This is a genomic window from Stenotrophomonas sp. SMYL41 (assembly GCF_036319965.1).
In the GTDB taxonomy this organism is placed as follows: domain Bacteria; phylum Pseudomonadota; class Gammaproteobacteria; order Xanthomonadales; family Xanthomonadaceae; genus Stenotrophomonas; species Stenotrophomonas maltophilia_R.
This window is the reverse complement of the sequence record NZ_JAWIRX010000012.1, coordinates 43,595-69,000: the sequence shown is the minus strand read 5'-3', so window position 1 is coordinate 69,000 and position 25,406 is coordinate 43,595. Positions and strand designations below refer to the sequence as shown.

19 protein-coding genes are annotated in these 25,406 nt (G+C 68.4%); 15 read left to right on the top strand and 4 right to left on the bottom strand.

The features are described 5' to 3' along the window. The 4 genes from mrcB to tsaB all read left to right on the top strand — a co-directional run bounded on the left by mrcB (position 1) and on the right by tsaB (position 5,957). Positions 1 to 2,427 carry a penicillin-binding protein 1B gene (gene mrcB, locus V3B30_RS14695; RefSeq protein WP_262082870.1) on the top strand — a complete coding sequence of 809 codons (2,427 nt, stop codon included), beginning with the start codon at positions 1 to 3 and terminating at the stop codon, positions 2,425 to 2,427. Then, complete coding sequence (locus tag V3B30_RS14690; protein WP_262082869.1) at positions 2,424 to 2,960, top strand: hypothetical protein; 537 nt, start codon at positions 2,424 to 2,426, stop codon at positions 2,958 to 2,960. Before mrcB ends, V3B30_RS14690 begins: the two co-directional genes overlap by 4 nt. Before the next feature lie 225 nt (positions 2,961 to 3,185). Next, positions 3,186 to 5,234: an ATP-dependent DNA helicase gene (locus V3B30_RS14685; protein WP_262082868.1), complete on the top strand. Its 2,049-nt coding sequence runs from the start codon at positions 3,186 to 3,188 to the stop codon at positions 5,232 to 5,234. A 9-nt stretch (positions 5,235 to 5,243) separates the two neighbouring features. Beyond that, entirely contained in the window at positions 5,244 to 5,957 is a 714-nt protein-coding gene (gene tsaB, locus V3B30_RS14680; RefSeq protein WP_262082867.1) for a tRNA (adenosine(37)-N6)-threonylcarbamoyltransferase complex dimerization subunit type 1 TsaB, read from the top strand. A gap of 478 nt (positions 5,958 to 6,435) precedes the next feature. Here tsaB and V3B30_RS14675 read toward each other — a convergent pair whose 3' ends face one another. Together V3B30_RS14675 and gshB are read right to left on the bottom strand one after the other, a co-directional pair. Continuing rightward, positions 6,436 to 7,320: an energy transducer TonB gene (locus V3B30_RS14675; RefSeq protein ID WP_100473654.1), complete on the bottom strand. Its 885-nt coding sequence runs from the start codon at positions 7,318 to 7,320 to the stop codon at positions 6,436 to 6,438. Further along, positions 7,320 to 8,267: a glutathione synthase gene (gene gshB / locus V3B30_RS14670; RefSeq protein WP_262082866.1), complete on the bottom strand. Its 948-nt coding sequence runs from the start codon at positions 8,265 to 8,267 to the stop codon at positions 7,320 to 7,322. The genes V3B30_RS14675 and gshB overlap by 1 nt, the downstream gene beginning before the upstream one ends. A gap of 240 nt (positions 8,268 to 8,507) precedes the next feature. Between gshB and pilG the strand changes: the two genes are divergently transcribed. The 7 genes from pilG (at position 8,508) to V3B30_RS14635 (ending at position 20,500) form a co-directional block, all read left to right on the top strand. Next, a complete protein-coding gene (pilG, locus tag V3B30_RS14665; protein WP_005418455.1) occupies positions 8,508 to 8,909 on the top strand; it encodes a twitching motility response regulator PilG in 402 nt (133 codons plus the stop codon). Positions 8,910 to 8,927: 18 nt separating this feature from the next. Next, complete coding sequence (locus V3B30_RS14660) at positions 8,928 to 9,290, top strand: response regulator (protein WP_005410717.1); 363 nt, start codon at positions 8,928 to 8,930, stop codon at positions 9,288 to 9,290. Then, complete coding sequence (locus V3B30_RS14655) at positions 9,290 to 9,820, top strand: chemotaxis protein CheW (RefSeq protein ID WP_100473652.1); 531 nt, start codon at positions 9,290 to 9,292, stop codon at positions 9,818 to 9,820. The genes V3B30_RS14660 and V3B30_RS14655 overlap by 1 nt, the downstream gene beginning before the upstream one ends. A 41-nt stretch (positions 9,821 to 9,861) precedes the next feature. Next, positions 9,862 to 11,898: a methyl-accepting chemotaxis protein gene (locus V3B30_RS14650; protein WP_262082865.1), complete on the top strand. Its 2,037-nt coding sequence runs from the start codon at positions 9,862 to 9,864 to the stop codon at positions 11,896 to 11,898. Between the two features lie 100 nt (positions 11,899 to 11,998). After that, entirely contained in the window at positions 11,999 to 18,715 is a 6,717-nt protein-coding gene (locus V3B30_RS14645) for an Hpt domain-containing protein (protein ID WP_262082864.1), read from the top strand. Next, complete coding sequence (locus V3B30_RS14640) at positions 18,702 to 20,039, top strand: chemotaxis protein CheB (protein ID WP_100473649.1); 1,338 nt, start codon at positions 18,702 to 18,704, stop codon at positions 20,037 to 20,039. Before V3B30_RS14645 ends, V3B30_RS14640 begins: the two co-directional genes overlap by 14 nt. Next, positions 20,036 to 20,500: a chemotaxis protein CheW gene (locus V3B30_RS14635; protein WP_100473648.1), complete on the top strand. Its 465-nt coding sequence runs from the start codon at positions 20,036 to 20,038 to the stop codon at positions 20,498 to 20,500. The genes V3B30_RS14640 and V3B30_RS14635 overlap by 4 nt, the downstream gene beginning before the upstream one ends. Before the next feature lie 42 nt (positions 20,501 to 20,542). Here V3B30_RS14635 and V3B30_RS14630 read toward each other — a convergent pair whose 3' ends face one another. Together V3B30_RS14630 and bioA are read right to left on the bottom strand one after the other, a co-directional pair. Further along, the gene (locus V3B30_RS14630) at positions 20,543 to 21,280 is read right to left on the bottom strand and encodes a 16S rRNA (uracil(1498)-N(3))-methyltransferase (RefSeq protein WP_087923379.1); all 738 of its coding nucleotides are present in this window, start codon (positions 21,278 to 21,280) and stop codon (positions 20,543 to 20,545) included. After that, positions 21,271 to 22,662 carry an adenosylmethionine--8-amino-7-oxononanoate transaminase gene (gene bioA, locus V3B30_RS14625; RefSeq protein ID WP_262082863.1) on the bottom strand — a complete coding sequence of 464 codons (1,392 nt, stop codon included), beginning with the start codon at positions 22,660 to 22,662 and terminating at the stop codon, positions 21,271 to 21,273. Before bioA ends, V3B30_RS14630 begins: the two co-directional genes overlap by 10 nt. A gap of 77 nt (positions 22,663 to 22,739) precedes the next feature. Between bioA and nudE the strand changes: the two genes are divergently transcribed. Genes nudE through V3B30_RS14605 form a run of 4 tightly spaced genes read left to right on the top strand, consistent with a single transcriptional unit; the run spans position 22,740 to position 25,282 of the window. Beyond that, on the top strand, positions 22,740 to 23,303 hold the full coding sequence (gene nudE, locus V3B30_RS14620) for an ADP compounds hydrolase NudE (RefSeq protein WP_100473645.1): 564 nt from the start codon (positions 22,740 to 22,742) through the stop codon (positions 23,301 to 23,303). Further along, the gene (cysQ, locus tag V3B30_RS14615) at positions 23,300 to 24,103 is read left to right on the top strand and encodes a 3'(2'),5'-bisphosphate nucleotidase CysQ (RefSeq protein WP_100440360.1); all 804 of its coding nucleotides are present in this window, start codon (positions 23,300 to 23,302) and stop codon (positions 24,101 to 24,103) included. Before nudE ends, cysQ begins: the two co-directional genes overlap by 4 nt. A 13-nt stretch (positions 24,104 to 24,116) precedes the next feature. After that, complete coding sequence (mazG, locus tag V3B30_RS14610; RefSeq protein ID WP_100473644.1) at positions 24,117 to 24,956, top strand: nucleoside triphosphate pyrophosphohydrolase; 840 nt, start codon at positions 24,117 to 24,119, stop codon at positions 24,954 to 24,956. Further along, complete coding sequence (locus V3B30_RS14605) at positions 24,953 to 25,282, top strand: YnfA family protein (RefSeq protein ID WP_100473643.1); 330 nt, start codon at positions 24,953 to 24,955, stop codon at positions 25,280 to 25,282. The genes mazG and V3B30_RS14605 overlap by 4 nt, the downstream gene beginning before the upstream one ends. Positions 25,283 to 25,406: the final 124 nt, after the last annotated feature.

Here is a 25,406-nt window from a genome sequence, read left to right as displayed (position 1 = left end):
GTGCCCCGACGCTACGATTCCGACGACATCGACGATTTCGACGACGACCAGCAGGACAACGGTCCGCTGTGGCGGCGCCGGCTGATCACCTGGAGCATGGCTGCGGTCGCGTTGGGATTGGGTTTCCTCATTCCCTATACGCTGTACCTGAACCAACAGGTGACCCAGCGTTTCGGCGAGCTGCGCTGGCAGATCCCCACGCGCGTGTACGCGCGCCCGCTGGTGCTCACCCCCGGCAAGGCGATGGATGCCTCCACGCTGAAGACCGAACTGGCCGCCTCTGCCTACCGCGATGACGGGCAGGGCAAGGAGCCGGCCACCTATGCGGTGAACGGCGGGCGCTTTGTCATCTCCAGCCGCGGCTACAACGATGTCGATGGCCGGGTGGCCCCGCGCCGGGTGGAGCTGTCGCTGGCCGATGGCGGCGTGGCCTCGCTGCGCGATGCCGACAGCCGCAAGGCGCTGAAGGCTGCGCGGCTGGATCCGGCGCGCATCGCCACCCTGTACGGCCAGAAGCAGGAAGAACGCCGCCTGATCCGCATGGACGAGGCGCCGGACCTGCTGGTGACCGGCCTGCAGGCAGTGGAAGACAAGGACTTCAACCGCCATCACGGCATCGATCTGTCCGGCATTGCGCGCGCGGTGTGGGTGACGATCCGTTCCGGTGGCCAGAGCCGCCAGGGCGCGTCGACGCTGACCCAGCAGCTGGCCCGCAGCGGCCTGCTCGGCATCGGCAAGGAACAGACGGTCACCCGCAAGTTCAATGAGGTGCTGTACGCACTGATCATGGAGGCGCGCTACGACAAGCGCACCATCTTCGAGGCCTATCTCAACCAGGTGTACCTGGGCCAGCGCGGCAGCCAGGCGATCCACGGCATGTCGTCCGGCGCCGAGTTCTGGTTCGGCCGCGACCTGCAGTCGCTGGAGACCGAGCAGATCGCCCTGCTGATCGGCCTGGTCAAGGGGCCGTCGTTCTACGACCCGCGGCGTAACCCGGAACGCGCGCTGGATCGCCGCAACTTCGTGCTGGGCAAGCTGCACGAGGCCACGCTGATCGACGATGCCGAGTACCAGCGCGCGCTGAAGGCACCGCTGGGCGTGCCCAAGACGCCGGGCCTGGTGGCAGCCAACCGCTTCCCCGCCTACGTTGACCTGGTCCGCCGCCAGCTCGGCCATGACTATCCGGAATCGGCGCTGCAGGGCGCGGGCCTGAGCGTGATGACCGGCATGTCGCCGTCCGCGCAGGCGTATGCCGAAGGCGCGGTGACCCGCACCATCAAGTCGCTGGAAAGCCAGCGTCGTCCTGAACTGCAGGCTGGCATGGTGTTGACCGACGTGCACAACGGTGACGTGCTGGCGGTGATCGGCAGCCGTGAGGTGTCCGAGGTCGGCTTCAATCGTGCGATCGAAGCGCAGCGCCCGGTCGGTTCGCTGCTCAAGCCGTTCGTGTACCTGCTGGCCCTGGCGCAGCCGGACCGCTACTCGCTGGCCAGCTGGGTGGATGATTCGCCGGTGACGGTGCAGCTCGGCCGCGGCCGCAACTGGAGCCCCGGCAACGCGGACAACCGCAGCCACGGCACGGTCCGCCTGATCGACGCGCTGGCGCATTCCTACAACCAGGCCACGGTGCGCGTGGGCATGCAGGTCGGTCCCGAGCGCGTGACCCAGCTGATCCACGTACTGGCCGGCATCAAGGCCGAGGCCAACCCGGCGGTGATCCTCGGCTCGACCGACCAGAGCCCGTATGCGATGGCGCAGCTTTACCAGTTCCTCGCGTCCGGCGGCGAGATCCAGCCGCTGCACGCGGTACGTGGCGTGCTCGATCCGCAGGGCAAGCTGCTCAAGCGATACGACAAGACCCCGGCGCCTGCACAGGAAGGCGATTCGATTGCCGCCAACCTGATCAGTGTCGGCCTGCAGCAGGTGGTCGCCAGCGGTACCGCGCAGCGGCTCAATGCCGATGGCCTCGGCCGCCTGCAGCCCGCCGGCAAGACCGGCACCACCAACGATGGCCGTGACAGCTGGTATGCCGGCTACACCGGTGACCATCTGGCGGTGATCTGGATCGGCAACGATCAGAACGAGCAGGCCGGTCTGTATGGCGCCACCGGCGCGATGCGGGTCTGGTCGGGCATCTTCCAGCGCCTGCCGAGCGCGCCGCTGCGGGTCAGCAACAAGGGCCTGGACTGGCAGTCGGTGGCACCCACCGGCCTCAACAGCACCGATGAAGGCTGCCCCGGCGCGCGCCGTTTCCCGTTTGTGGTGGGCTATGCGCCGGCTTACGCGCCGTGCGCGCCGGCCGTGTCGCCGGACGGGCAGGGTGGGGCCGAAGGCGAGGGCGGTGGCTGGCGCAGCTGGTTCGGCCTGGACCGCAAGCCGGAAGCGCCTGCCGAACCTGCCCCCGCTACTCCTCCCCCGAGCCGATGATGCCGATGAACATGCGATCCCTGCTGCAGCCCCTGGTCCTGAGCGGCCTCAGCCTGGCCCTGGCCGCCTGCGTGAGCAGCGCACCACCGGTGGTCAAGCCGGTCGATACCACCACGCCGGCGCAGCGTCTGGCTGCCGTGGATGCAGCAGCGGGGCCGGATGACAAGGAGCTGTCGGTGCAGCCGCTGCGTGACTCGCAGGTAGAAGACCTGCGGTTGACCGCACAGGCGCAGCGCCAGGCCAACGATCTGGCCGGTGCCGCCAACAGCCTGGACCATGCACTGGAGATCGTGGCGAGTGACCCGGCGGTGCTGCAGGAACGTGCCGAGCTGGCGCTGCTGCAGGGCCAGTGGGCGCAGGCGGAAACGTTCGCGCGCAAGGCGATCGACCTGGGTTCGAAGACCGGCCCGCTGTGCCGCCGGCACTGGGCGACGATCGAGCAGTCGCGCCTGGCGCGCGGCGAGAAGGAAAATGCGGTGTCGGCGCATGCGCAGCTGGAGGGCTGCACGGTGCCGGGGATCAAGCGGTACTGAGTTTTCAGCCAACGGCGCAGCCCCTCGTGGCTGTGGGTTGGTCGCTGAAGCCAGAAGCAAAAGCCGCGCTGGGCCGGGCGGGTTGGGTTCGCGGGGGACGCCGTAAACCCACAGTCCCCCGCCAGTCCCCAGTACAACCCAGAGCCAAGAACGCCGTTGCTGTTGCTCTGGCTCCGGGTTGAAACGGGTGCCGGGCAGCGCCCGGCCGGGTATCCTTTCCCTCTGATGTCCGACCTTGTCCATGCCAGCCGCGAAGCCCTCAGCGAAGGCGGCGCGCTCGCCTCGCACCTGGATGCATTCGTCCCGCGTCCGGCACAGCTGCACCTCACCGAAGCCATCGCCGATGCGCTGCAGCAGCGGGACCTGCTGCTGGCCGAGGCCGGTACCGGCACCGGCAAGACCTTTGCCTATCTGGTGCCGGTGCTGCTGTCCGGGCTGCGCACCATCATCTCCACCGGCACCCGCGCGCTGCAGGACCAGCTCTACCACCGCGATCTGCCGCGCGTGCGCCAGGCACTGGGCGTCGGCCTGCGCAGCGCACTGCTGAAGGGTCGTGCGAACTACCTGTGCCGCTACCGACTGCAGCAGGCGCGGGGTGAGCCGCGGTTTTCCAGCCCCGAGCAGGCCGCGCAGTTCCAGCGCATCCTGGCCTGGTCCGGACGCTCGGAGTTTGGTGACATCGCCGAACTGGAAGGCCTCGCCGACGACTCACCGCTGCTGCCGATGGTCACCTCCACCGTCGACAACTGCCTGGGCACCGATTGCCCGTTCTGGGACGACTGTTTCGTGGTGCGCGCGCGCCAACGTGCGCAGGCCGCTGACGTGGTGGTGGTCAACCATCACCTGCTGCTGGCCGACCTGGCACTGAAGCAGGACGGTTTCGGTGAACTGCTGCCGGGGGCGCAGGCCTTCGTCATCGACGAGGCGCATCAGTTGCCGGAGTTGGCCGCGCAGTTCTTCGGCGAAGGTTTCGGCATGCGCCCGTGGCAGGAACTGGGGCGCGACTGCCTGGCCGAAGCACGCGGCGTGGGCGGTGCGCAGTCGGCCCTGCAGGAACCGGTCGACCAGTTGCAGCAGGCATTGCTGGCGTTGCGATTGGCGATGGAGGGGTTGCCGCCGCGTGGTACGCAGTGGCGTGCGCTGGCCATGCCACAGGTGCGCGATGGATTCGATACGGTGATGGCCGGCCTGGCCACGCTGGAGCAGGCATTGCAGCCGCTGCGCGAAGCGGCTGCGGGCCTGGACGCCTGCCATGCAAGGGCGCGCGAGGCGGTGTCGCGGCTCCAGCGCTGGCTGGGCGATGATGAGCCCACCCTCGATTTCGATGCCGATCCGGCGGAGGCCGCCCGTGCTGCCGATGTGCTCTGGTACGAACTCACGCCGCGTGGTTTCCGCTGCCAGCGCACGCCGATGGACGTGTCCGGCCCGCTGCGCGAGCATCGCGAGCGCAGTCGCGCGGCCTGGATCTTCACCTCGGCCACGCTGACCGTGGGCGGTGGCTTCGATCACATCGCTGCACGCTTGGGCCTGGACGATCCGCACACGCTGGTCCAGCCGAGCCCGTTCAACTGGCCGGAGCAGGCGCTGTGTTACCTGCCCGAAGGCTTGCCTGATCCGGCCGCACGGGGCTTCGGTACTGCCCTGATCCAGGCCCTGCGGCCGGTGTTGCAGGCATCGCAGGGCAGGGCATTCCTGTTGTTCGCCTCGCACCGTGCATTGCGCGAGGCCGCCGAGGCATTGCGCGACGGACCATGGCCGTTGTTCGTGCAGGGCGAGGCGCCGCGCGCGACGCTGCTGCAGCGTTTCCGCGAATCGGGCAATGGCGTGCTGCTGGGCTCGGCCAGCTTCCGCGAGGGTGTGGACGTGGTGGGCGAGGCGTTGAGCGTGGTGATGATCGACAAGCTGCCGTTCGCGGCGCCGGATGACCCGGTGTACGAGGCGCGGCTGGAGGCGATCCGCAGCCAGGGCGGCAACCCGTTCCGCGATGAGCAGCTGCCGCAGGCGGTGATTGCGCTGAAACAGGGCGTCGGCCGCCTGATCCGCAGCGAGAGCGACCGTGGGGTGCTGGTGTTGTGCGACCCGCGCCTGCTCAACCGCGGCTATGGCCGGGTCTTCCTCGATTCACTGCCGCCGTTCCGACGTACCCGCAGCCTGGCCGATGTGCAGGCCTTCTTTACGCCACAATGGACACCCGTGGCCGATGATGCGGCTGCCCCGGCCGCGGATGCGGCGGGCCCGGTGCCGGTACCCGGTGCCACGTTCCCCTTGCTCTGACCCGATCCGATGAAACTGCTTGCCTTTGAAACCGCCACCGAAGCCTGTTCCGTTGCCCTGCATGTTGATGGGCAGGTGCTGGAACGCTTCGAGATCGCCCCGCGCCGGCACGCCGAACTGAGCCTGCCGTGGGCCGAGGCGCTGCTGGCCGAAGCCGGTATCAGCCGCCGCCAGCTGGACGGCATTGCGCTCAGCCGTGGCCCCGGTGCGTTCACCGGTGTGCGCCTGGCGATCGCCATTGCCCAGGGCATCGCACTGGCGCTGGACCGGCCGCTGTTGCCGGTCTCGACGCTGCAGGTGCTGGCGCTGCAGGCACCGGCGGAAGAAATGCAGATCCTGTCGGCGATCGATGCGCGGATGGGCGAGCTGTATGTCGCGCGCTTCGAGCGTGTGGACGGCCTGCCGGTGGCGCGCGACGCCGAACGCGTGTGCGCGCCTGCCGCGGTGGCGCTGCCGGAAGGGCTGTCCGCCTATGGTGTGGGTACCGGTTTCGGTGCTGCCGAGGGCGCACTGCTGGCGCACCTTGGGGCTGGCCTGCGCGGATTCGATGCCACCGCATTGCCGCGCGCGTCGGACGTACTGGCACTGGCGGTGCCGGCGTTCGCTCGCGGCGAAGCCATTGCACCGGAGAGGGTCGAGCCGGCGTACCTGCGCGACAACGTGGCGCTGACCCTGGTCGAGCAGCAGGCGGCGCGCGAGGCGAAGGCGAAAGCCAACGGCTGAGCCCCTCGTGGCGGGGTTGGTTGATCGCGTAAATCAAAAGCCGCGCTTGACCGGGCGGGGAGGGTTCGCGGGGGGCGCCGTGAACCCGTCCATGGGGGCTTGGCCGCGGACACCCCCGCGAACCCATCCCGCCCTGCCTCTGACAGTTACCGTGTGCGTCCGCCACGGAAAATCAAAAAAAAGAAAAGTCAAAGTCAAAAGCGGATCGCTTCGCTCGCATCCACGCGTAGCGTGGATGTGTGTCGACCAAGGTCGACACCTACCAATAGCAAAAATGCGCCGCGATCTGTCAGAGGTGTGGCGGGGTGGCTGGGCAGGACCGTTGGCGCCATGGATGGCGCCATCGAGCCCCCAGGGATGGGTTTACGGCGTGTCATGACCAGCCACCCGCCACACCAAAACCACAGTCCAACCGCCGCTTTTGACGTTGACGTTGACGTCCAGCGGGTCCCGGGCCGCAGGCCCGGGCAACAAAACCCTACCGATCGTCGTGCAGGGTGCCGCCGGGCAGGAACACCCACGTGCGGGTGACCTGCAGGATGTCGATCTCGTCCTCGGTCTCCGGCAACGGCGGGAACGGCTGGGCCAACTGCACCACCCGCAGTGCCGCCTCATCCAGCAACGGCGTCCCGCTCGAACGCAGGATCCGGCTGCTCTCCACGCTGCCATCGCGGCGCACGCCCACGCTGATCACCACCTGGCCGCCGAGCCGGCGCTGCCGGGCCTCGTCCGGGTAGTTCAGGTTGCCGACGCGCTCGGCGCGGTCGACCCAGGCACGCAGGTAGTTGGCATAGGCATATTCGCGCGTGCTGGCCGACACGAATTTGCGGTTCGGGCGCTTGGCGTACTGCGCGGAGCGCAGATGCACCTCGGCCGCCAGCCGTGCCATCTCGGCGTCGCGCTGCTCGCGTGCGGTCAGCGGTGCATCCGGCTCGGGCTGCTCCGGTGTCGGCCGCGGCTGGGCCTGGGCCACCGTCTCTTCGCCATTGCGGCTGCTCACCACGCGCGCCTGCGGCGGCGGAACCGGTGCGGCCGACTGCTGCTGTTGCGGCACCGGGCTCAGCCCGGCCTGCGCCTGCGGCACGATGCCCGCCTGGTTGTCGCGCGGGCGCTGTGCACGGTCGTGCTCGCCCCCGCCTTCCTGGCTGGCAGCGGCAAGGAAATCAGCCTGCTTCGGCGTCAGCGCGGTGCGGGTCTGGCTGAAGATGACCTCCAGCGTCGGTACCAGCGGAGCATCGCCCTTCACCGCAAAGCCCACGCCCAGGATCAACAGGGCGTGGACCAGCACCGACAGCGCGATGGTGGCCCCCAGCCGTTGCGCTTCGCGCGGCGGCGGTGGCAGGACGGCAGGTGCGGACGGCATCAGCGTAGGCCGGCCTCGAGCGCGTCGAACAGGGTGCCGGCAATGTTCAGGCCGTACTGCGCGTCCAGTTCGCGCACGCAGGTCGGGCTGGTCACGTTGACCTCGGTCAGGTAGTCGCCGATCACGTCCAGTCCGACAAAGCGCATGCCGCGGCGCTTCATCTCCGGACCGACCTGGGCGGCGATCCAGCGGTCGCGCTCGCTCAGCGGGCGCCCTTCGCCACGGCCGCCGGCCGCCAGGTTGCCGCGGAACTCGTCACCCTGGGGGATGCGTGCCAGGCAGTAGTCGACCGGTTCGCCGTCAACCAGAAGGATGCGTTTGTCGCCGGCAGTGATGTCGGGAATGAACTTCTGGGCCAGCGCCAGCTTGCGGCCGCCCTCGGTCAGGGTTTCCAGGATCACGTTCAGGTTCGGATCGCCCTGCCCGCTGCGGAAGATCGAGCGGCCACCCATGCCGTCCAGCGGCTTCAGCACGGCCTGGCCGTGTTCCAGGGCGAAGGCCTTCAACGCCTTGGCATCGCGGCTGACCAGGGTCGGCGGGCAGCACTGCGGGAACAGCAGGGCAGCCAGCTTCTCGTTGTAGTCGCGCAGGCCCTGCGGGTTGTTGACCACGCAGGCACCGGCAGCGGCGGCCACGTCCAGCACCTGGGTGTCGTAGATGTACTCGGCGTCGACCGGCGGGTCCTTGCGCATCAGCACGATCTGGCCGGGACCGAACTCGGTACGGCTGAACGCGCCCAGCTCATACCAGCCGGCCGGGTCGTCGCGCACCTGCAGCGGCGCGGTCTGGGCTACCGCCACGCCACCCTCCAGGGCCAGCCCGCCCGGCCGCACGTAGTGCAGGGCATGGCCGCGGCGCTGGGCTTCCAGCAGCATGGCGAAGGTGGTGTCCTTGGCGATCTTGATGTGGGCGATGGGGTCCATCACCACGATGACGTTCAACGGCATGGGCGCACCTGTCAGGCAAGGCGTTGATGGTAGCGGCAACGCTGGCCGCGCGCCTCCCTGCCGTACTGCAACGCAGCGTCCGCCTGCCGGCGGCGCAGTCATTGCGAACCCGGTCACGTTCAGCCGGGCGCCACCCCCTGCGCGGTGGACCGGCCTTGAAGCGGGCGCGGAAAGTGCGATATAGATACGCTTTCGCAGCGGCTCCCGCCAGAGATTGGGCCGTGCGCTTGGGGATAGGCAATGACTGAAAACACGACTGCGGGCGGGGAACTCGCAGGACTCCGGGTGATGGTCATCGATGATTCGAAGACCATCCGCAGGACTGCGGAAACGCTGCTCAAGCGCGAAGGCTGCGAGGTGGTCACCGCCACCGACGGCTTCGAAGCGCTTGCCAAGATCGCAGACCAGCAGCCGCAGATCATCTTCGTCGACATCATGATGCCGCGCCTGGATGGCTACCAGACCTGCGCGCTGATCAAGGGCAACCAGCTGTTCAAGGCGACCCCGGTGATCATGCTGTCATCCAAGGATGGTCTGTTCGACAAGGCGCGGGGGCGCATCGTCGGCTCGGAGCAATACCTGACCAAGCCTTTCACGCGCGAAGAACTGCTGGGTGCCATCCGCACATACGTCAACGCCTGACCAGGGGGGAAAGGCACAATGGCTCGTATCGTCCTGATCGAGGATTCACCGACCGACCGCGCGGTGTTCACCCAGTGGCTGCGCCGTGCCGGCCACGAGGTGCTGGAAGCGGACAACGCCGAGGATGGCCTGCAGCTGGTCCGCGACCAGGTGCCGCAGCTGGTGCTGATGGACGTGGTCCTGCCCGGCATGAGCGGTTTCCAGGCCACCCGTGCAATGGCCCGTGATGCGGCGATCAAGCACATCCCGGTGATCATCGTCAGCACCAAGGCGATGGAAACCGACAAGGCCTGGGGCCTGCGCCAGGGCGCAGCCGATTACATCGTCAAGCCGCCGCGCGAGGATGAACTGATCGCGCGGATCAACGAACTGGTGGCCTGATGCGCTCGCCCTTCGACATCCTTGAAGCCTACGAACGGCGCAGCCTGGCCCACGCGGTGCAGCTGCCCGGGCGGCAGTTCGCCCAGGACCTGTGGCGTGGCGTCGGTTTCCGCGTCGGCCAGCGCCGGCTGGTGTCCGATTTCCGCGAAGTGGTGGAAATCGTGCCGATGCCGCCGGTGACCCCGGTACCCTGCGCGCAGCCCTGGCTGCTGGGCGTGGGCAACCTGCGCGGCAACCTGTTCCCGGTGGTCGACCTGAAGTACTTCCTGGAAGGCACGCGCACCGTGCAGCAGGAAGGCCAGCGCGTGCTGATCATGCGCCAGGCCGGCGGCGACGTCGCACTGACCATCGATGAACTGTTCGGCCAGCGCAGCTTCGAGCTGGAACAGCAGATCGCGGCCGGCACACTGGCCGAAGGTCGCTACGGCCATTTCGTTGACCGTGCCTTCCATGCCGACGGCCATGACTGGGGCGTGTTCTCGCTCTCGCTGCTGTCGCGCACCCCTGAATTCCGGCAAGCCGCGGCCTGAGGCCGGGCATCGCCCCCTGCATTGAAGATCGAGGTTGAACGATGAGTACTGCTTCGGACGCCACCAAGACCGGCAAGCTGCGGCTGGGCGGCAGCAACCTCTGGCTGTTCCTGCTGCTGGCATCGATGATCCTGTTCGGCGTCAACACCGGCGTCGCTACCTGGCAGGGCAGCCGCCTCGCCGACGCCGGCTCCAAGGCCGCCGACCTGCAGGTGCTGTCGCAGCAGCTGGCCAACCAGGGGCGTGATGCGGTCGGCGGCAACGCCCAGGCCTTCACCGCCTTCAAGGCCACCCGCAACGCGATCGAACAGAACGTGTCGACGCTGCAGGGCCGCTACGGCAAGGAGCCGGGCGTATCCGGTGCCATCGCCACGCTGGGCGAGACCTGGGCACCGTTGGGCAAGCAGGCCGGGCAGCTGGTGGCCAGCGAGCCCGCTGTACTGGCCCTGGCCGGCAATGCCAACAACTTCACCGGCGCAGTGCCGGGCCTGCAGGCCCAGCTGAACGAGCTGGTGCGCGCGATGTCCGCCGCCGGTGCGCCGTCGTCGCAGGTGTACAGCGCACTGCAGCAGGTCGTGGTGGCCGGTTCGATGGCCCGCCGCGTGACTGAAATGCGCGCCGGTGGCAGTGCCGCCGCGACCTCCGGCGATGCACTTGCCCGAGATATCACCGTGTTCTCGCAGGTGCTCGACGGCCTGCGCAACGGCAACGAGGAACTGGGCATCACCGCCGTGCGCGGTGCCGCCGCCGTGGCTGCGCTGGAGCAGTCGCAGCAGAAGTGGGAAGCGATGAAGCAGGACGCCGACGCGATCCTGGCCAGCTCGCGCCAGCTGTTCGCGGCGCAATCGGCGGCCACCGCGCTGGGCCAGGGTTCGGCACACATGCTGGATGACAGCCGCAAGCTGTTCGATGCGTTCTCCTCGTTCGGCTCGGTGTCCGACACCCGCCTGTTCCCGAATTTCTGGATCGGCGTGGTGTCCGGTGCGCTGTCGCTGATCGCGATCATCGGCTTCGTCTCCACCAACGTGCGCAGCCGCTCGCGCGAGCAGGAACTGCGTTACCAGACCCAGGTGGAATTCAACAGCCGCAACCAGCAGGCGATCATGCGGCTGCTGGACGAAATCTCCTCGCTCGGTGAGGGTGACCTGACGGTGAAGGCTTCGGTGACCGAGGACATGACCGGTGCGATCGCCGACGCGATCAACTACGCGGTGGACGAGCTGCGCCATCTGGTGACCACCATCAACGACACCTCGGCCAAGGTCGCGATGTCCACCCAGGAAACGCAGGCCACCGCCATGCAGCTGGCAGAGGCGGCGGGCCACCAGGCCAACCAGATCACCTCGGCCTCGGACCGCATTGGCGAAATCGCCGCGAGCATCGAGCAGGTGTCGCGCAACTCGGCCGAGTCGGCCGACGTGGCTCAGCGTTCGGTGGTGATCGCCGCCGAGGGTGCCGGCGTGGTGCGCGAGACCATCCAGGGCATGGACCAGATCCGTGACCAGATCCAGGAAACCTCCAAGCGCATCAAGCGCCTGGGCGAGTCGTCGCAGGAAATCGGTTCGATCGTGGAGCTGATCAACGACATTTCCGAGCAGACCAACATCCTGGCGTTGAACGCGGCGGTGCAGGCGGCGTCGGCCGGTGAAGCGGGCCGCGGTTTCGCGGTCGTGGCCGACGAAGTGCAGCGCCTGGCAGAACGTACCTCGGGGGCGACCCGACGCATTGAAAACCTGGTCCAGGCCATCCAGGCCGACACCAACGAAGCGGTCACCTCGATGGAGCAGACCACGGCCGAAGTGGTGTCCGGTGCGCGCCTGGCCGAGGACGCCGGTACCGCGCTGACCGAGATCGAGCGCGTGTCCAACGCCCTGAACACCCTCATCAAGAACATCTCCATCGCCGCCCAGCAGCAGTCGGCCGCCGCTTCGGACATCACCCGCACCATGGGCGTGATCCGGCAGATCACCGGCCAGACGTCACAGGGTGCCGGGCAGACGGCAGAGTCGATCGGCCACCTCGCGCAGCTGGCGGCGGACCTGCGCCGTTCGGTCGCCGACTTCAAGCTGCCGGCGTGACGCGGGCAGGGCGGCGAGCAAGGAACCAGTCGATGAAGCATTTCCATTCCCCACGCCAGAACTCGCGCGGCCACCGCGCGGCGGCGAACGGAGCGCGTCCATGAGCAGTCTGCGCGATGCGATGAGCCACGCAGCGCTGGGCTGGGTCAAGCCCGAGCTGGACGAGACCCTGCGCCAGGTGCGCAACGAGGTCGAGTACTACGCGGAAGATCCCACCGATGCCAGCCGCATGCGCATCTGCGCCGGTTACCTGCACCAGGTGCAGGGCACCCTGCGCATGGTCGAGCTGTATGCCCCGGCGATGGTGGCCGAAGAGCTGGAACAGCTGGCCAACGCCATCGGCGCCGGCCGCGTGGCCGACCGTGACGAAGCCTGCGCGACCCTGATGCGCGGCAGCGTGCTGCTGCCTGACTATCTGGAACGCCTGCAGAACGGCCATCGCGACATTCCGATCGTGCTGATGCCGCTGCTCAACGAGATCCGCGCGGCGCGTGGCGAAGAAGGCGTCAATGACAGCGTGCTGCTGGCCTTTGCGCCGGACAGCGTCACCGCCACCGAGGCCGAGCTGGACCATGCCCGTGGCAGCCTGAGCGGGCGCAACCGCGAGCTGCTCGATACGGTCGGCAGCGCGGTGAAGGAAGAACTGCTGCGCATCAAGGATGCGCTTGACCTGCACCTGCGCACCGGCGGTGCGCCGGAACAGCTGCAGACCCAGGCCAACGAGCTGGGCGCGGTGGCCGACACGCTGGGCATGATGGGCCTGGGCGTGGCCCGCGGCGTGGTCGTGCAGCAGCGCGACGCGCTGCGTGGCGTGGTCGAGGGCCGCCAGCAGATCGACGAGAACCTGCTGCTGGATATCGCCGGTGCGCTGCTGTACGTCGACGCCTCGCTGGACGACCAGGTCGCCCACCTGGGTGCCGGTGGCAGTGGCGAGGACGATCCGAGCGCGGTGGAGAACCGGCGTACGGTGGAGGTGCTGGCACATGAAGCCATCGCCAACTTCGCTGCCGCCCGCGAGCATTTCGTCGCCTTCATCGAAACCAGCTGGAACCATGCCGAGCTGAAGGATGTACCGCGACTGCTGGGCGATGTGTCCGGCGCGCTGCGCATGCTCGACCTGGGCACCGCCGCCGACTACCTGCGCGGCGTGCAGCAGTACATCGAAGCCGAACTGATCGGCCGGCAGCGCGTGCCCAGCGGCCGCCAGCTGGACACCCTGGCCGATGCCATGGCCAGCCTGGAGTACTACCTGGAAGCCCTGCGCGACCGTCGCCCGGGCCGCGAAGACATCCTCGAAATCACCCGCAGCAGCCTCGAAGCACTGCGCTACTGGCCGCTGCCCGAGCGCAACGCCGCTGCGCCGGATGCGCGGGTGGTGCTGCCGGTCGAACCGGAACCGGTCGCCCTGCAGGCCGAACCGCTGCAGCCGGAGCGCATCGAGATTCCGGTGCAGCCTGCTGCGCCCGCTGCCGGCGACGTGCCGACGCCGCTGCCGGACTTCACCTTTGACCCGCCGCCGGCCACCCCGGCGCCAATGGTGTCCGACAATCGCCTGATGTTCGGTGCACTCGGCACGGTGGCAGCCGTGGCCGCCAGCACGGGTGATGCCGATGCCTCGCCGTTGCCGACGCAGAATGAGGCAGAGGCAGCGCTGGTTTTCGCTGCGTCCAGCGCTCCCGCGCCGGATGTCCCGCAGTGGGAGCTGGCGCCGTTCCATCCGGAGACCGACGTGGTCGCGCCTGCCGATGACGAACGCAGCCCGACCTTCGCCAGTTTCGATCCGGTCAGCTTCGAGCTGGCTGACAGCGGTCAGTCCGGTGCACCGCAGTGGTCGCTGTCCGAGGCACCGCAGGTGCTTGAGGAAACCGCAGCGCCTGCCATCGACGAGACGACGGACGTCGTGGGTTCGTCCGCGACCGGATTCGATGCTGCACCGGTGTTCGATCCGGTAGCGGCCGAGCAGGATGCGGCTGCCGTGGCCGACGTGGTGTTCCGCTTCGACGCCGACGCGCTGGATAACGCTGACGACGTGCTGTCGCTGCATGCGATGGAAACGCTGTCGCTGGACGATGACGCCGGGTTGCACCCGTCGCTGGAGATCGTTGATGCCGTGGCGCCACCACTGGCCGATGCATCGCCTGCGTCGCAGGTCGAGGCGGATGAGGCTCCGGATGACCTGCCGGTACCGTCGATCACGCCACCGTTGATCGATGCCGCTCGTGCAACGGAAACGTCCGCACCGGCCGTGTCGATGATCGATATCGACACCATCGCGCCGATCGATTTCAGCGAAGCCGACGCCCAGTTCTTTGCCGAACTGAGTGCAGCCGCTGCCGGCTTCAATCCGCAGGCAATGCCCGCCGCGGCGGCACCGGAGGCGGTGGTTGCGACCGACGCCGACGCCAATGCCGACGCGAATGCGGGCTTCGACGCCGGCTTCGATGACGACGCCGAGAACATCGACGAGGACATCCGCGAGGTGTTCCTGGAAGAGTTCGACGATGAGCTGGCCAATCTCGGCACGCTGCTGCCAGCGTGGCGCATGCAGCCGGACAACATGGACCGGCTGCGCCCGATCCGCCGCATCTTCCATACCCTGAAGGGCAGTGGCCGGCTGGTTGGCGCACGCACGCTGGGCGAGTTCGCGTGGAAGATCGAAGGCATGCTCAACCGCGTGCTGGATGGCAGCCGCGCCGCGTCGCCGGCGGTGCTGGCGATGGTCGACAACGCACATGCGGCGCTGCCACAGCTGAACGCAGCACTGCGCCACGGCCAGCGCATCAGCGTCGACCTGCAGGCCATGCAGGCCATTGCCGATCGTGTCGGTGCAGGCGAGGAAACCTACTACGTACCGCTGCCGGGTGCGGCTGCGCCGGTTGTACCGGTTGCCGAAGCCGACGGCGAAGACGAGATCAGCCGCATTCTCGACGCGGAGGCTGCCGTTTCGGCGCTGGCCGATACCGCTGAGGAGGCCGAAGTCGCCGGCACACCGGCCAACATCGACAGCGTACTGCGCGAGATTCTCGAGGCCGAGGTGGAAGTCCACCAGGCCACCCTGCAGGACTGGCTGCGTTCGGCGCAGCAGGCACCGCAACCGGTCAGCGATGCACTGCTGCGTGCGGTGCACACCATGAACGGCGCCTTCGCGATGACCGAAGTGCCCGAGATCACGGCTGTGACCGGCGGTGCGGAGTCCTACATCAAGCGCGCACTGGCCGCTGAGGTGGTCCCGGGTGATGAAGGCGTGGCCGCCCTGGATGCGACGGCGCAGGCGATCACCGCCACCATGGAAGCGTTGCAGGCCGAACAGCCGCGCATTGCGCCGCAACAGGTACTGGCACAGCGCCTGCAGGCGCTGGCCGGTGCGTTGCCGGAAGCGCGCTGGCCGATGGTGGGCCTGGAGGACGACGAAGACGATCTGGCGCTGGATGACGAACCGGCGGTGGAACTGGACGCGGACGCATCGACGGTCGTCGCGCGTGAAGCCGATGCGGTGCCGCTTTCGTTTGCCGCACCGGAGCAGGAACCGGAGGCACATGTCGATACTGCGCACGCCCCGGTCGCCGACGTGGCGATCGAGGCCGGGCTGGAGGTCGGTGAGCTGACCGCCAGCGACGATCTTTCGCGCTACTTCGATGCCGGATGGCCGTCGGTACCGGGTGAGGGGGAGGCGACGCTGCCGGTGGTCGAATCGATCCAGGTGGCCGGCGATGTTCCGGGCGTCGCCGTAGCCGGCGTCGGGGCGGAGTCCGAAAGCCTGCCGCCGCTGTCCGACGGTGCCGGTCTGACCGTCGTGGACGATCTGTCGCCGTATCTGGATGCCAGTGCGCTGCCGGTCGACGACCGCGACGCCGAAGAGATCCCGGCCGGTGTCGGAGCCGTCGCATCTGACCTGAATGCGCCATCGGCCGACTACGCGCACGTCGCTGATGCCGTGGCGTTCGAAACGCCTGCTGCACTGCCACTCGACAGCGAGCTGTCGAGCCTGCAGGATGAAATGGCTGCGCCGGGGTTTGCAGAACCGGTCTCGCTGGAAGCCGCGCTCGAGGCCGGCCTGCACGTGATCGACGAAGAGCAGCCCCTGGCCGACGACGGGCAATGGCCCGTGCTCGGCCTGCAGGCCAGCGAACTCGCGCCGGGCGAGGCGGAAGCCTTTGCCGAGGATGCGGACGTCGGCGGGGAGGCGGCGATCGGTGAAGGAGAGAGCGCCGATCAGCCGTCCCCGGCGACGGTGAATGAGGAGATCGCGGAGGCCGCTGCGCCGGCCACCGCCGAACCGGTGCGCTTCTTCGAACTGGAAGACGCGCCGGGCCAGGCGGACGTCCGCGTCGAAGCCGTCGACGTCGATGCGGTTGCCGCATCGGATGCCGTGGCCACCGACGCGCCTGACGTCGTCGCACCTGAGACCGTGGCAGCCGAAGTCCTTGCCATGCCGGTGCTCGAAGACAGCGCCGATGCGCTCGACTTCAGTGTCTACGATCGCGAGCTGGTGGACATCTTCGTCGAGGAAGGCAAGGACCTGCTCGACCACTGCGATGGCCTGATCAGCGAGCTGCGCGATGCGCCGCAGGACCGTGAGGTGCTGGCTGGCCTGCAGCGTGACCTGCACACCCTGAAGGGTGGCGCACGCATGGCTGGCATCAACGCCATCGGCGATCTCGGCCACAGCATTGAATCGTTGCTGGAAGCCGTTGCCGCCGGTCGCACCGAAATCGAACGCCGCGATGTCCAGCTGCTGGAGCGCGGATTCGATCGCCTGCACCAGCTGCTGACCCGCACCGGTGACCACCGCGTGGTGGAACCGGCGCAGGACCTGGTCGACGCGTTCGAAGTGCGTACCACCACCGATATCGCTGCGGCTGCCGCAGCCGCAGCGAACGTGGCGAGCGTCGCTGAAACCGCTCCGGCACCGGTCGCCAGCCCGGCACCGGTACTGCTCGATGCGCCGTTGTCGGCACCGCTGCCGGCCGAAGGCGTGGTCGATGAAGATCCGCTGGCGCGCCCGCAGCAGGAGCAGGTGCGCGTGCGCGCGGATCTGCTCGACCGCCTCGTCAACCATGCCGGTGAAGTGGCGATCTACCGCTCGCGCCTGGAACAGCAGCTCGGTGCCTTCCGTGGCGCGATGGGTGAACTGGAGCGCACCAATGCACGACTGCGCGACCAGCTGCGCCGCCTCGACCTGGAAACCGAAGCGCAGATCGTCGCCCGCTACCAGCGCGAGCAGGACCAGGCCGATCAGAAGTTCGATCCGCTGGAACTAGACCGCTTCTCCACGCTGCAGCAGCTCAGCCGTGCGCTGAACGAGTCGGCGGCCGATCTCGGGGGCCTGCAGGGCGTGCTCGACGATCTGTCACGCCAGTACGATTCGCTGCTGCAACAGCAGTCGCGCGTCAGTTCCGAGCTGCAGGACGGCCTGATGCGCGCGCGCATGGTGCCGTTCGATGGCCTGGTGCCGCGCCTGCGCCGTGTGGTCCGCCAGTCCGGCATGGATACCGGCAAGCAGGTGCACCTCACCCTGGAAGGCACCCACGGCGAACTGGACCGCAACGTTCTCGACCGCATGGTCGCACCGCTCGAACACATGCTGCGCAACTCCGTGGCCCACGGCCTGGAAGCACCGGAACAGCGTCGTGCCGCCGGCAAGCCGGAAGAAGGCGAGGTCGCCATCCGCCTGCACCGTGAAGGCTCGGAAATCGTGCTGGAAGTGGCCGATGACGGTGCCGGCCTGGACCGCGAAGCGATCCGCCGCCGCGCCATCGATCGTGGCCTGCTGGCCGCCGATGCGCAGCCGAACGAGCAGGAACTGGACAACCTGATCTTCGCCTCCGGCTTCTCCACCGCCGACCAGGTCAGCCAGCTGGCGGGCCGTGGCGTGGGCATGGACGTGGTGCGCAACGAAGTGCGCCAGCTCGGTGGCTCGGTTGACATCCAGTCGGTGCGTGGCCAGGGCGTGCGCTTCACCCTGCGCCTGCCGCAGACACTGGCCGTCACCCAGGCGGTGTTCGTGCAGATCGGCGAAACCACCTTTGCCGTGCCGGTGGCCTCGGTCAGTGGTATCGGCCGCCTGTCGCGCGAACGCTTCGAGGCCGCCGACAGCAGCTACCGCTACAGCGGCGAGGACTACCCGCTGTATGACCTCGGCAGCCTGGTCGGGCAGGCCCCGGCACGCGCCGATGGCCAGGACCAGGTGCCGCTGCTGCTGGTGCGGGCCGGTGACCTGCGCGCTGCCGTGGCGATCGATCAGGTGCTGGGCAACCGCGAAATCGTGGTCAAGCCGGTCGGCCTGCAGATTGCATCGGTACCGGGCATCTACGGTGCCACCATCACCGGCGATGGCCGCGTGGTGGTGATCCTGGACGTCGCGCCGCTGGTGCGCCGTTTCCTGGCCAATCCGACCGCACCGGTACTGGCCAATGCACCGCGCGACGAACGCCAGGTGCCGCTGGTGATGGTGGTCGATGACTCGCTGACCATGCGCAAGGTGACCGGCCGCATCCTCGAACGCCACAACTTCGAAGTCAGTGTTGCCCGCGATGGCGTGGAAGCATTGGAGCGGCTGGAAGAGCGCGTGCCGGACCTGATGCTGCTGGATATCGAGATGCCCCGCATGGATGGTTACGAGCTGGCCACCGCGATGCGCGCCGACCCGCGCTACAAGGATGTGCCGATCGTGATGATCACCTCGCGCAGCGGCGACAAGCACCGCCAGCGCGCCTTCGAGATCGGTGTCCAGCGTTATCTGGGCAAGCCGTACCAGGAACTGGACCTGATGCGTAACGTGTACGACCTGCTGGGGATCGCCCGTGTCCGTGAGTGAAACCCATCCGGCCCCGGCCGTCGCCCTGCTGGCCCGTCCCGGTGCGGCGCGCGAACGCCTGCGCGAAGCGTTGTCGCATGCAGATGTGCAGCTGGTGCTGGAAGATGATCCGAACGGCCTGGAGCCACAGGTCCTGCAGGCCGCAGACCCACAGTTCGTGGTGATCGCGCTGGAAGCTGCCATCGAGGATGCACTGGAACGGCTGGAAGCCGTGCTCTCGGCACCGGGGCTGACCCTGGTGTTCGATGAGGCTGAGCTGGCCGCGCGCCGCGACGGCTGGGAGGCCCAGCGTTGGGGGCGCCATCTGGCCGCCAAGCTGCACGGCCACCAGCAGGTGTTGCCGCCGGGCGCCGAGGAAGAGCCCAGCCTGCAGCTGGAGCCCGGCCATCCGGCGCCCGCGCCGGTGCCGCAGGAGGAAGCCCTGCAACCGCACCTGGAGCAGGCGCTGAGCTGGGCCGATGAGGTTCCGGCCGACGGGCTGTATTCGCCTCCGGCACACCTGCACGAACCGATCGCGCTGGAGCAGGCTCTGGCGGCGCTGCAGCCGGTCGTGCCCGAACCACTGGATCCGCCTTCGCCGCCGCAGGCGCTGGCCGAACCGGCGGCGCCTGCGGCACCACCGATCTCCTTCGATCACACCGCCTGGTCGCTGGTCGAGGAATCGATCGAAGCGCCGGCACCGGCAGACGCCGTGGCGCCGGTCGCCGCGCCGCAGCCCTCCTTCGATACCGATCATTTGAGTCTGGTCGATCTGGATGCCGCCGCCCCGGCCGGTGCACGCGCCGCATCGTTGCTGGTGCTGGCCGGCATCGGTGGCCCGGATGCCTTGCGTCGCCTGCTCGGCGCACTGCCCGCGTCGTTGAGCGTGCCGGTGCTGGTGCACATGCGCCTGGATGGTGGCCGCTACGGCAACCTGGTCAAGCAGATGTCGCGTGTTTCGCCGTTGCCGGTGCAGTTGGCCGAGGCCGGCCAGCATGCCGTACCGGGCGAGGTCCACGTGCTGGCCGATGATATCGGCGTCCGCGCGGCCAGCGATGGCCTGCATTTCCAGAGCGATGCCACTGGTATTTCGCTCGCTGCATTGCCGGCCGAACACACCGCGCTGGTGCTGCTCAGCGGCGCCGACCTGGCCCATGTCGGCCCGGCGCTGGACCTGGCGGCTGCCGGTGCGTGGGTGGCGGGGCAGGTGGGCGAGGGCTGCTACGACCCGGCTGCAGCCACTGCGGTGGTTGCTGCCGGCATGGTGGCCGGTGAACCGCAGGAACTGGCGCAGGCGATTGCCGCGCGCTGGGGTGAGCAGGACGACAACGGAGAAGCACCATGAGCTACGCCAGCAATGACGAAATCCGCGGCGTCCTGATCCAGGCCGGCAACGAGCGCGTGCTGCTGCCCAATGCCACCGTGGCTGAAATGATGTCGCGCGTGCCGGTGCAGCCGGTCTCCGATGCCCCGCGCTGGCTGGTCGGCGAGATCGGCTGGCATGGCTGGCAGGTACCTCTGGTGTCGTTCGCACGCCTTTCCGGGCTGGGCGAAGAGGCGGTGGCCGGCCACAACAAGGTGGTGGTGCTGAAATCCCTCAGCGGCAATGCGCAGCGCCCGTACTACGCGCTGCTGACGCAGAACTTCCCGCAGCTGATCTCAGTGCCGCGCGACGGCCTGCTCGCCGACGCCTCCGAAGAAACCCTACCGCAGGTCGTGCACATGCGCGTGCTACTGGGTGAGCAGAGCGCGCTGCTGCCGAACCTGGACGCGCTGGAAGCGGCGCTGGATTCGCTGGCGGCCTGATCGGGAATCGGCCGGGCCATGCCCGGCGAGGGGAGCTGCGCCTTACCCCAGATCGCCCAACCGCGCCTGCAACGCCGCGATCGCGGCCAGTCCGGCCGTTTCCGTGCGCAGGATCCGCGGCCCCAGCTGCAACCCCTGGAATCCTGCCGCGGCCAATTGATCGCGATCGCGAGGTGACCAGCCGCCTTCCGGGCCGATCGCAATCACGATGCCGCCCGCGGGAGCGGCTTCCAGCGTCGACAGGCGATGCGCGCCCTGCGGATCCAGGGTCAGCCGCAGCGAATCGGCTGGCAGCGCCGCCGCAGCCTGCGCCAGCGACAGCGGGGAGCCCACCTGCGGAATGCGTGCTCGCCCGGATTGTCCGCAGGCCGAGGTCACCACGTTGTTCCAGTGCGCCACCCGCTTCTCGGCCCGTGCCGCATCCAGCTTCACCTCGGTGCGCTCGGCGTTGACCGGAAGGATCGCGGCCACGCCCAGCTCGGTCGCCTTCTGCAGGATCAGGTCCATCTTCTCGCCACGGGCGATGCCCTGCAGCAGGGTGATCGCCAGCGGGGATTCGTTGCCGATGGCCTGCACCGCGTCGATGCGCACCTGCACTTCGCGCTTGCCGGCCACGGTCAGCGTGGCGCTGTAGTCATGGCCGTCGCCGTTGAACAGCACGCAGGTGTCTCCCTCGCGCAGGCGCATCACCCGCACCAGATGGTTGGCGGTCTCTTCCGGCAGGGTCACGGTCTGACCGCTGTGCAGCGCCAGGTCGATGGGGCAGCGGGTCACGCGCATGCAATCGCCTCGTCGATGGCCGCCAGCGTGGTGTGTGCCAGCAGCTCCAGTTGTTCGTCATCCACGCAATAGGGTGGCATCCAGTACAGCACGTCGCCCAGTGGGCGCAGCACCACGCCGCGCTTGAGCGCGGCCTTGTAGGCCTGCAGGCCCAGCCTCAGGCCCGGGTCAAACGGCGCGCGCTTGTCGCCGTCGCGCGACAGCTCGAACGCCACCACCATGCCGGCCTGGCGCACGTCGGCCACGTGCGGGTGGTCGGCAAACGGCGCCGCCAGCGTGCCCATCACCGAGGCGATGCCCCGGTTGCGCGCGATCACATCGTCGTCGCGGAAGATGTCCAGCGTCGCCAGCGCCGCAGCGCAGGCCAGCGGGTTGCCGGTGTAACTGTGCGAATGCAGGAAGGCGCGCTCGCGCGAGTCGTCGAGGAAGGCGTCATACAGCGCCTGCGTCGCCAGTACGGCAGCCAGTGGCAGGAAGCCGCCGGTCAGGCCCTTGGACAGGCACATCAGGTCCGGCATCACCCCGGCCTGCTCGCAGGCGAACAGGGTGCCGGTGCGGCCGAAGCCGGTGGCGATCTCGTCGGCGATCATGAACGCGCCATGGGCATCGCACAGTTCGCGCACGCGCTGCAGGTAGACCGGGTCATGCATGCGCATGCCGCCGGCACACTGCAGGCGCGGTTCCAGCACCACCGCACAGATCTCGCCGGGATGCTGGTCGAACAGCGTGGCCAGGCCATCGGCCGCCTGCCGCGCGCGATCGGCCGCGCTCTGGCCCGGTTCGGCCAGGTAGGCATCGGGCGAGGGGGCGAACAGGCCTTCGGCCAGCAGCGGCGCATAGACGCGGCGGTACAGCGGGATGTCACCCAGCGCCAACGCGCCCAGGGTTTCGCCGTGGTAGCCATTCTCGAGTGCGATGAAGCGCGTGCGCCGGGGCTCTGCACGGTTCTGGAAATACTGGAAGGCCATCTTCAGCGCTACTTCCACGCCGGCCGAACCGTTGTCGGCATAGAACACCTTGGCCAGCGGTGCACGGCCGGCCTGGCGTGGCGCCAGTGCCAGCAGGCGTTCGGCCAGGGTGATCGCCGGCTCGTGGCCGAAACCGGCCAGCATCACCTGTTCCAGTTGCCCGGCCTGGGCGGCGATGGCGCCACCGATGCGCGGTTCGGCGTGGCCGAACAGATTGGTCCACCAGCTGCTGACCGCATCCAGATAGCGGTTGCCGTCGTGGTCGATCAACCACGCGCCTTCACCACGGGCAATCGGCACCAGCGGCAGGGTGTCCGGATGCTCACGCATCTGCGTGCACGGGTGCCACAGCACCTGCAGGTCGCGCTGCCGCCAGTGGCGGGCCAGCGGGGAGGGGGTTGGGTCTGCTAGCATTTCGGGCTCATGAACATGTTGCTGCCTGCACATTCTATCGGCCCCGGCGCAGCCGCCGGTCGCCGCGGAGATTCCGCATGAACGATGACCGTGCCGGCCGTCGCTTGCCGATCATCCATCGCATCACCGATGAGGAGAACGGGCCGTTCCAGCGCCAGCATCTTGACCTGGAGTTCTCCAACGGTGAACGCCGCCGCTTCGAACGCCTGGTCAGTCGTGGGCACGGTGCGGTGGTGGTGGTGCCGATGCTCGACGACGAAACCGTGCTGCTGGTACGTGAATACGCCGCCGGCATGCACCGTTACGAACTGGGGCTGGTGAAGGGCCGGATCGACGCCGGCGAGACGCCCGAGCAGGCGGCCGACCGCGAACTGAAGGAAGAGGCCGGCTATGGTGCGCGCCGGGTCGACGTGCTGCGCGCGATGACCCTGGCCCCGACCTACATGAGCCACCAGTCGTGGCTGGTGGTGGCGCGCGACCTGTACCCGGAAAAGCTGGCCGGTGACGAGCCGGAGGAGCTGGAAGTGGTGCCGTGGAAGCTGGCCGAACTGGACCAGCTGATGCTGCGCGAGGACTTCTCCGAGGGACGCTCGCTGGCGGCGCTGTTCATTGCCCGGCAGTGGCTGCAGGGACCGCGATGATCAAGCTGACGACGGACCTGCGCGAGACCGCCATCGCCATCGCCCAGGAAGCCGGACAGGCCATCATGCAGGTGTATGCCGATGGCTTCGAGGTGCAGATCAAGGACGACAACAGCCCGGTCACCGCGGCCGACCTGGCCGCCAACCAGGTCATTGAGCTGGGCCTGCGCCAGCTGACCCCGGACCTGCCGATCCTGTCCGAGGAATCGGCGCAGGTGGGCTGGGAGCAGCGCCGCCACTGGGGCGCGTACTGGCTGGTGGATCCACTCGACGGCACCCGCGAGTTCGTCAAGCGCAACGGTGAGTTCAGCGTCAACATCGCCTTGATCTACCAGGGCGCGCCGGCCTTCGGCGTGGTGCTGGCGCCGGTCACCGGCATCGTCTGGCATGCCATGCGCGGCGAGCTGGCCTATCGGCGGCAGGGCCTGCACGACACCGTGCTGCGCACCCGCACGCCGGCCACCGCACCGCTGCGCGTTGCCGCCAGCCGTTCGCACCGCTCGCCGGAAACCGAGGCGCTGCTGGCGCGCATGGGCCGCATCGAGACCATCGCGCAGGGCTCGTCGCTGAAGTTCTGCCGGATCGCCGAAGGTGGCCTGGATGTCTATCCGCGGCTCGGCCCGACCTCCGAATGGGATACCGCCGCCGGCCAGTGCGTGCTGCATGCCGCTGGTGGCGCGGTGCTGTCGGCCGCAACCGGCAAGCCGTTCCGCTACAACCGCCGCGAGACCCTGTTGAACGGCGATTTCATTGCCCTTGGTGATACCAGCCTGCCGTGGCGCGACTGGTTGTCCGATTGAACCTGGAGTCCGCATGAGCGCGCACGACACCCCCACCACCGGCAGCGCCGCCAGCAACGAACTCGAGCGCCTGCTGTCGATCATGGCGCGCCTGCGCGATCCGCAGGGTGGCTGCCCGTGGGACCTGGAACAGAACTTCGCGACCATCGCCCCGTACACCATCGAGGAAGCCTACGAGGTCGCCGATGCGATCGACCGGGGTGACCTCGACGATCTCTGCGACGAGCTCGGTGACCTGCTGCTGCAGGTGGTGTTCCATGCGCGCATGGCCGAGGAACAGGGCGCGTTCGCCTTCGCCGAGGTCGCCCGTGCGATCAGCGACAAGATGCAACGCCGCCATCCGCACGTGTTCGCCGATGTCAGCGTCGACGATGCCGATGGGGTGATGCGCAACTGGGAGGCGATCAAGCGCGCCGAGCGTGCTGCCAAGGGCGAGCAGGACACCTCCGCACTGGCCGGTATCTCGCGCGGCCTGCCGGAATGGCAGCGCGCTGTGAAGCTGCAGTCGCGCGCGGCCAAGGTCGGTTTCGACTGGCCGGGCCCGCTGCCGGTGCTGGACAAGGCGGCCGAGGAGCTGCAGGAACTGCGCGAGGAGTTCGAGCGCGGAGACATCGCAGGCAACAAGGCGCGCCTGCAGGAAGAGCTGGGCGACCTGCTGTTCGTCTGCGCCAACCTGGCCCGGCACGCCGATATCGATCTGGGCGCTGCGCTGCGCGGGGCCAACCACAAGTTCGAACGTCGCTTCCGCGCCATGGAAGCGCAGGCCGACGCGCAGGGCGAGGCATTGGCTGCACTGGACCTGGAGGCGCAGGAAGCGCTGTGGCAGCACGCCAAGGCCGCGGAAAAGGCGTGAAGACGCTCGGCCTGTTCCTGCTGACCGCGTTGGCCGAGATCGTCGGCTGCTACCTGCCGTGGCTGTGGCTGCGCAAGGGGGGCAGCGTCTGGTTGCTACTGCCGGCGGCGGCCAGCCTGGCCCTGTTCGCGTGGTTGCTGACCCTGCATCCCACCGCCAGTGGACGCGTCTATGCCGCCTACGGTGGTGTCTACATCGGTACCGCACTGTTCTGGTTGTGGCTGGTCGACGGCATTCGTCCCAGTCGCTGGGACCTGCTCGGTGCAGCCCTGTGCCTGGCCGGCATGGCGGTGATCATGTTCGGTCCGCGCGCGCCCTCGGTGTAGCGTCGAGCCAGACTCGACCGCTCGCGCGCTCTCTCTCCTGTAGCGTCGAGCGTGGCGCGACTCTACAAAGGCACCGCCACCGGATCATGCGATGCCCTGTCGAAATCGGCCAGGCCGTCCAGAC

What these genes read in the sequence shown, in the direction of transcription:
- V3B30_RS14690 (WP_262082869.1), top strand. Translation starts at nt 2,424, where the DNA reads ATGATGCCGATGAACATGCGATCCCTGCTGCAGCCCCTGGTCCTGAGC.
- V3B30_RS14685 (WP_262082868.1), top strand. Translation starts at nt 3,186, where the DNA reads ATGTCCGACCTTGTCCATGCCAGCCGCGAAGCCCTCAGCGAAGGCGGC.
- tsaB (WP_262082867.1), top strand. Translation starts at nt 5,244, where the DNA reads ATGAAACTGCTTGCCTTTGAAACCGCCACCGAAGCCTGTTCCGTTGCC.
- V3B30_RS14675 (WP_100473654.1), bottom strand. Translation starts at nt 7,320, where the DNA reads ATGCCGTCCGCACCTGCCGTCCTGCCACCGCCGCCGCGCGAAGCGCAA.
- gshB (WP_262082866.1), bottom strand. Translation starts at nt 8,267, where the DNA reads ATGCCGTTGAACGTCATCGTGGTGATGGACCCCATCGCCCACATCAAG.
- pilG (WP_005418455.1), top strand. Translation starts at nt 8,508, where the DNA reads ATGACTGAAAACACGACTGCGGGCGGGGAACTCGCAGGACTCCGGGTG.
- V3B30_RS14660 (WP_005410717.1), top strand. Translation starts at nt 8,928, where the DNA reads ATGGCTCGTATCGTCCTGATCGAGGATTCACCGACCGACCGCGCGGTG.
- V3B30_RS14655 (WP_100473652.1), top strand. Translation starts at nt 9,290, where the DNA reads ATGCGCTCGCCCTTCGACATCCTTGAAGCCTACGAACGGCGCAGCCTG.
- V3B30_RS14650 (WP_262082865.1), top strand. Translation starts at nt 9,862, where the DNA reads ATGAGTACTGCTTCGGACGCCACCAAGACCGGCAAGCTGCGGCTGGGC.
- V3B30_RS14645 (WP_262082864.1), top strand. Translation starts at nt 11,999, where the DNA reads ATGAGCAGTCTGCGCGATGCGATGAGCCACGCAGCGCTGGGCTGGGTC.
- V3B30_RS14635 (WP_100473648.1), top strand. Translation starts at nt 20,036, where the DNA reads ATGAGCTACGCCAGCAATGACGAAATCCGCGGCGTCCTGATCCAGGCC.
- V3B30_RS14630 (WP_087923379.1), bottom strand. Translation starts at nt 21,280, where the DNA reads ATGCGCGTGACCCGCTGCCCCATCGACCTGGCGCTGCACAGCGGTCAG.
- bioA (WP_262082863.1), bottom strand. Translation starts at nt 22,662, where the DNA reads ATGCTAGCAGACCCAACCCCCTCCCCGCTGGCCCGCCACTGGCGGCAG.
- nudE (WP_100473645.1), top strand. Translation starts at nt 22,740, where the DNA reads ATGAACGATGACCGTGCCGGCCGTCGCTTGCCGATCATCCATCGCATC.
- cysQ (WP_100440360.1), top strand. Translation starts at nt 23,300, where the DNA reads ATGATCAAGCTGACGACGGACCTGCGCGAGACCGCCATCGCCATCGCC.
- mazG (WP_100473644.1), top strand. Translation starts at nt 24,117, where the DNA reads ATGAGCGCGCACGACACCCCCACCACCGGCAGCGCCGCCAGCAACGAA.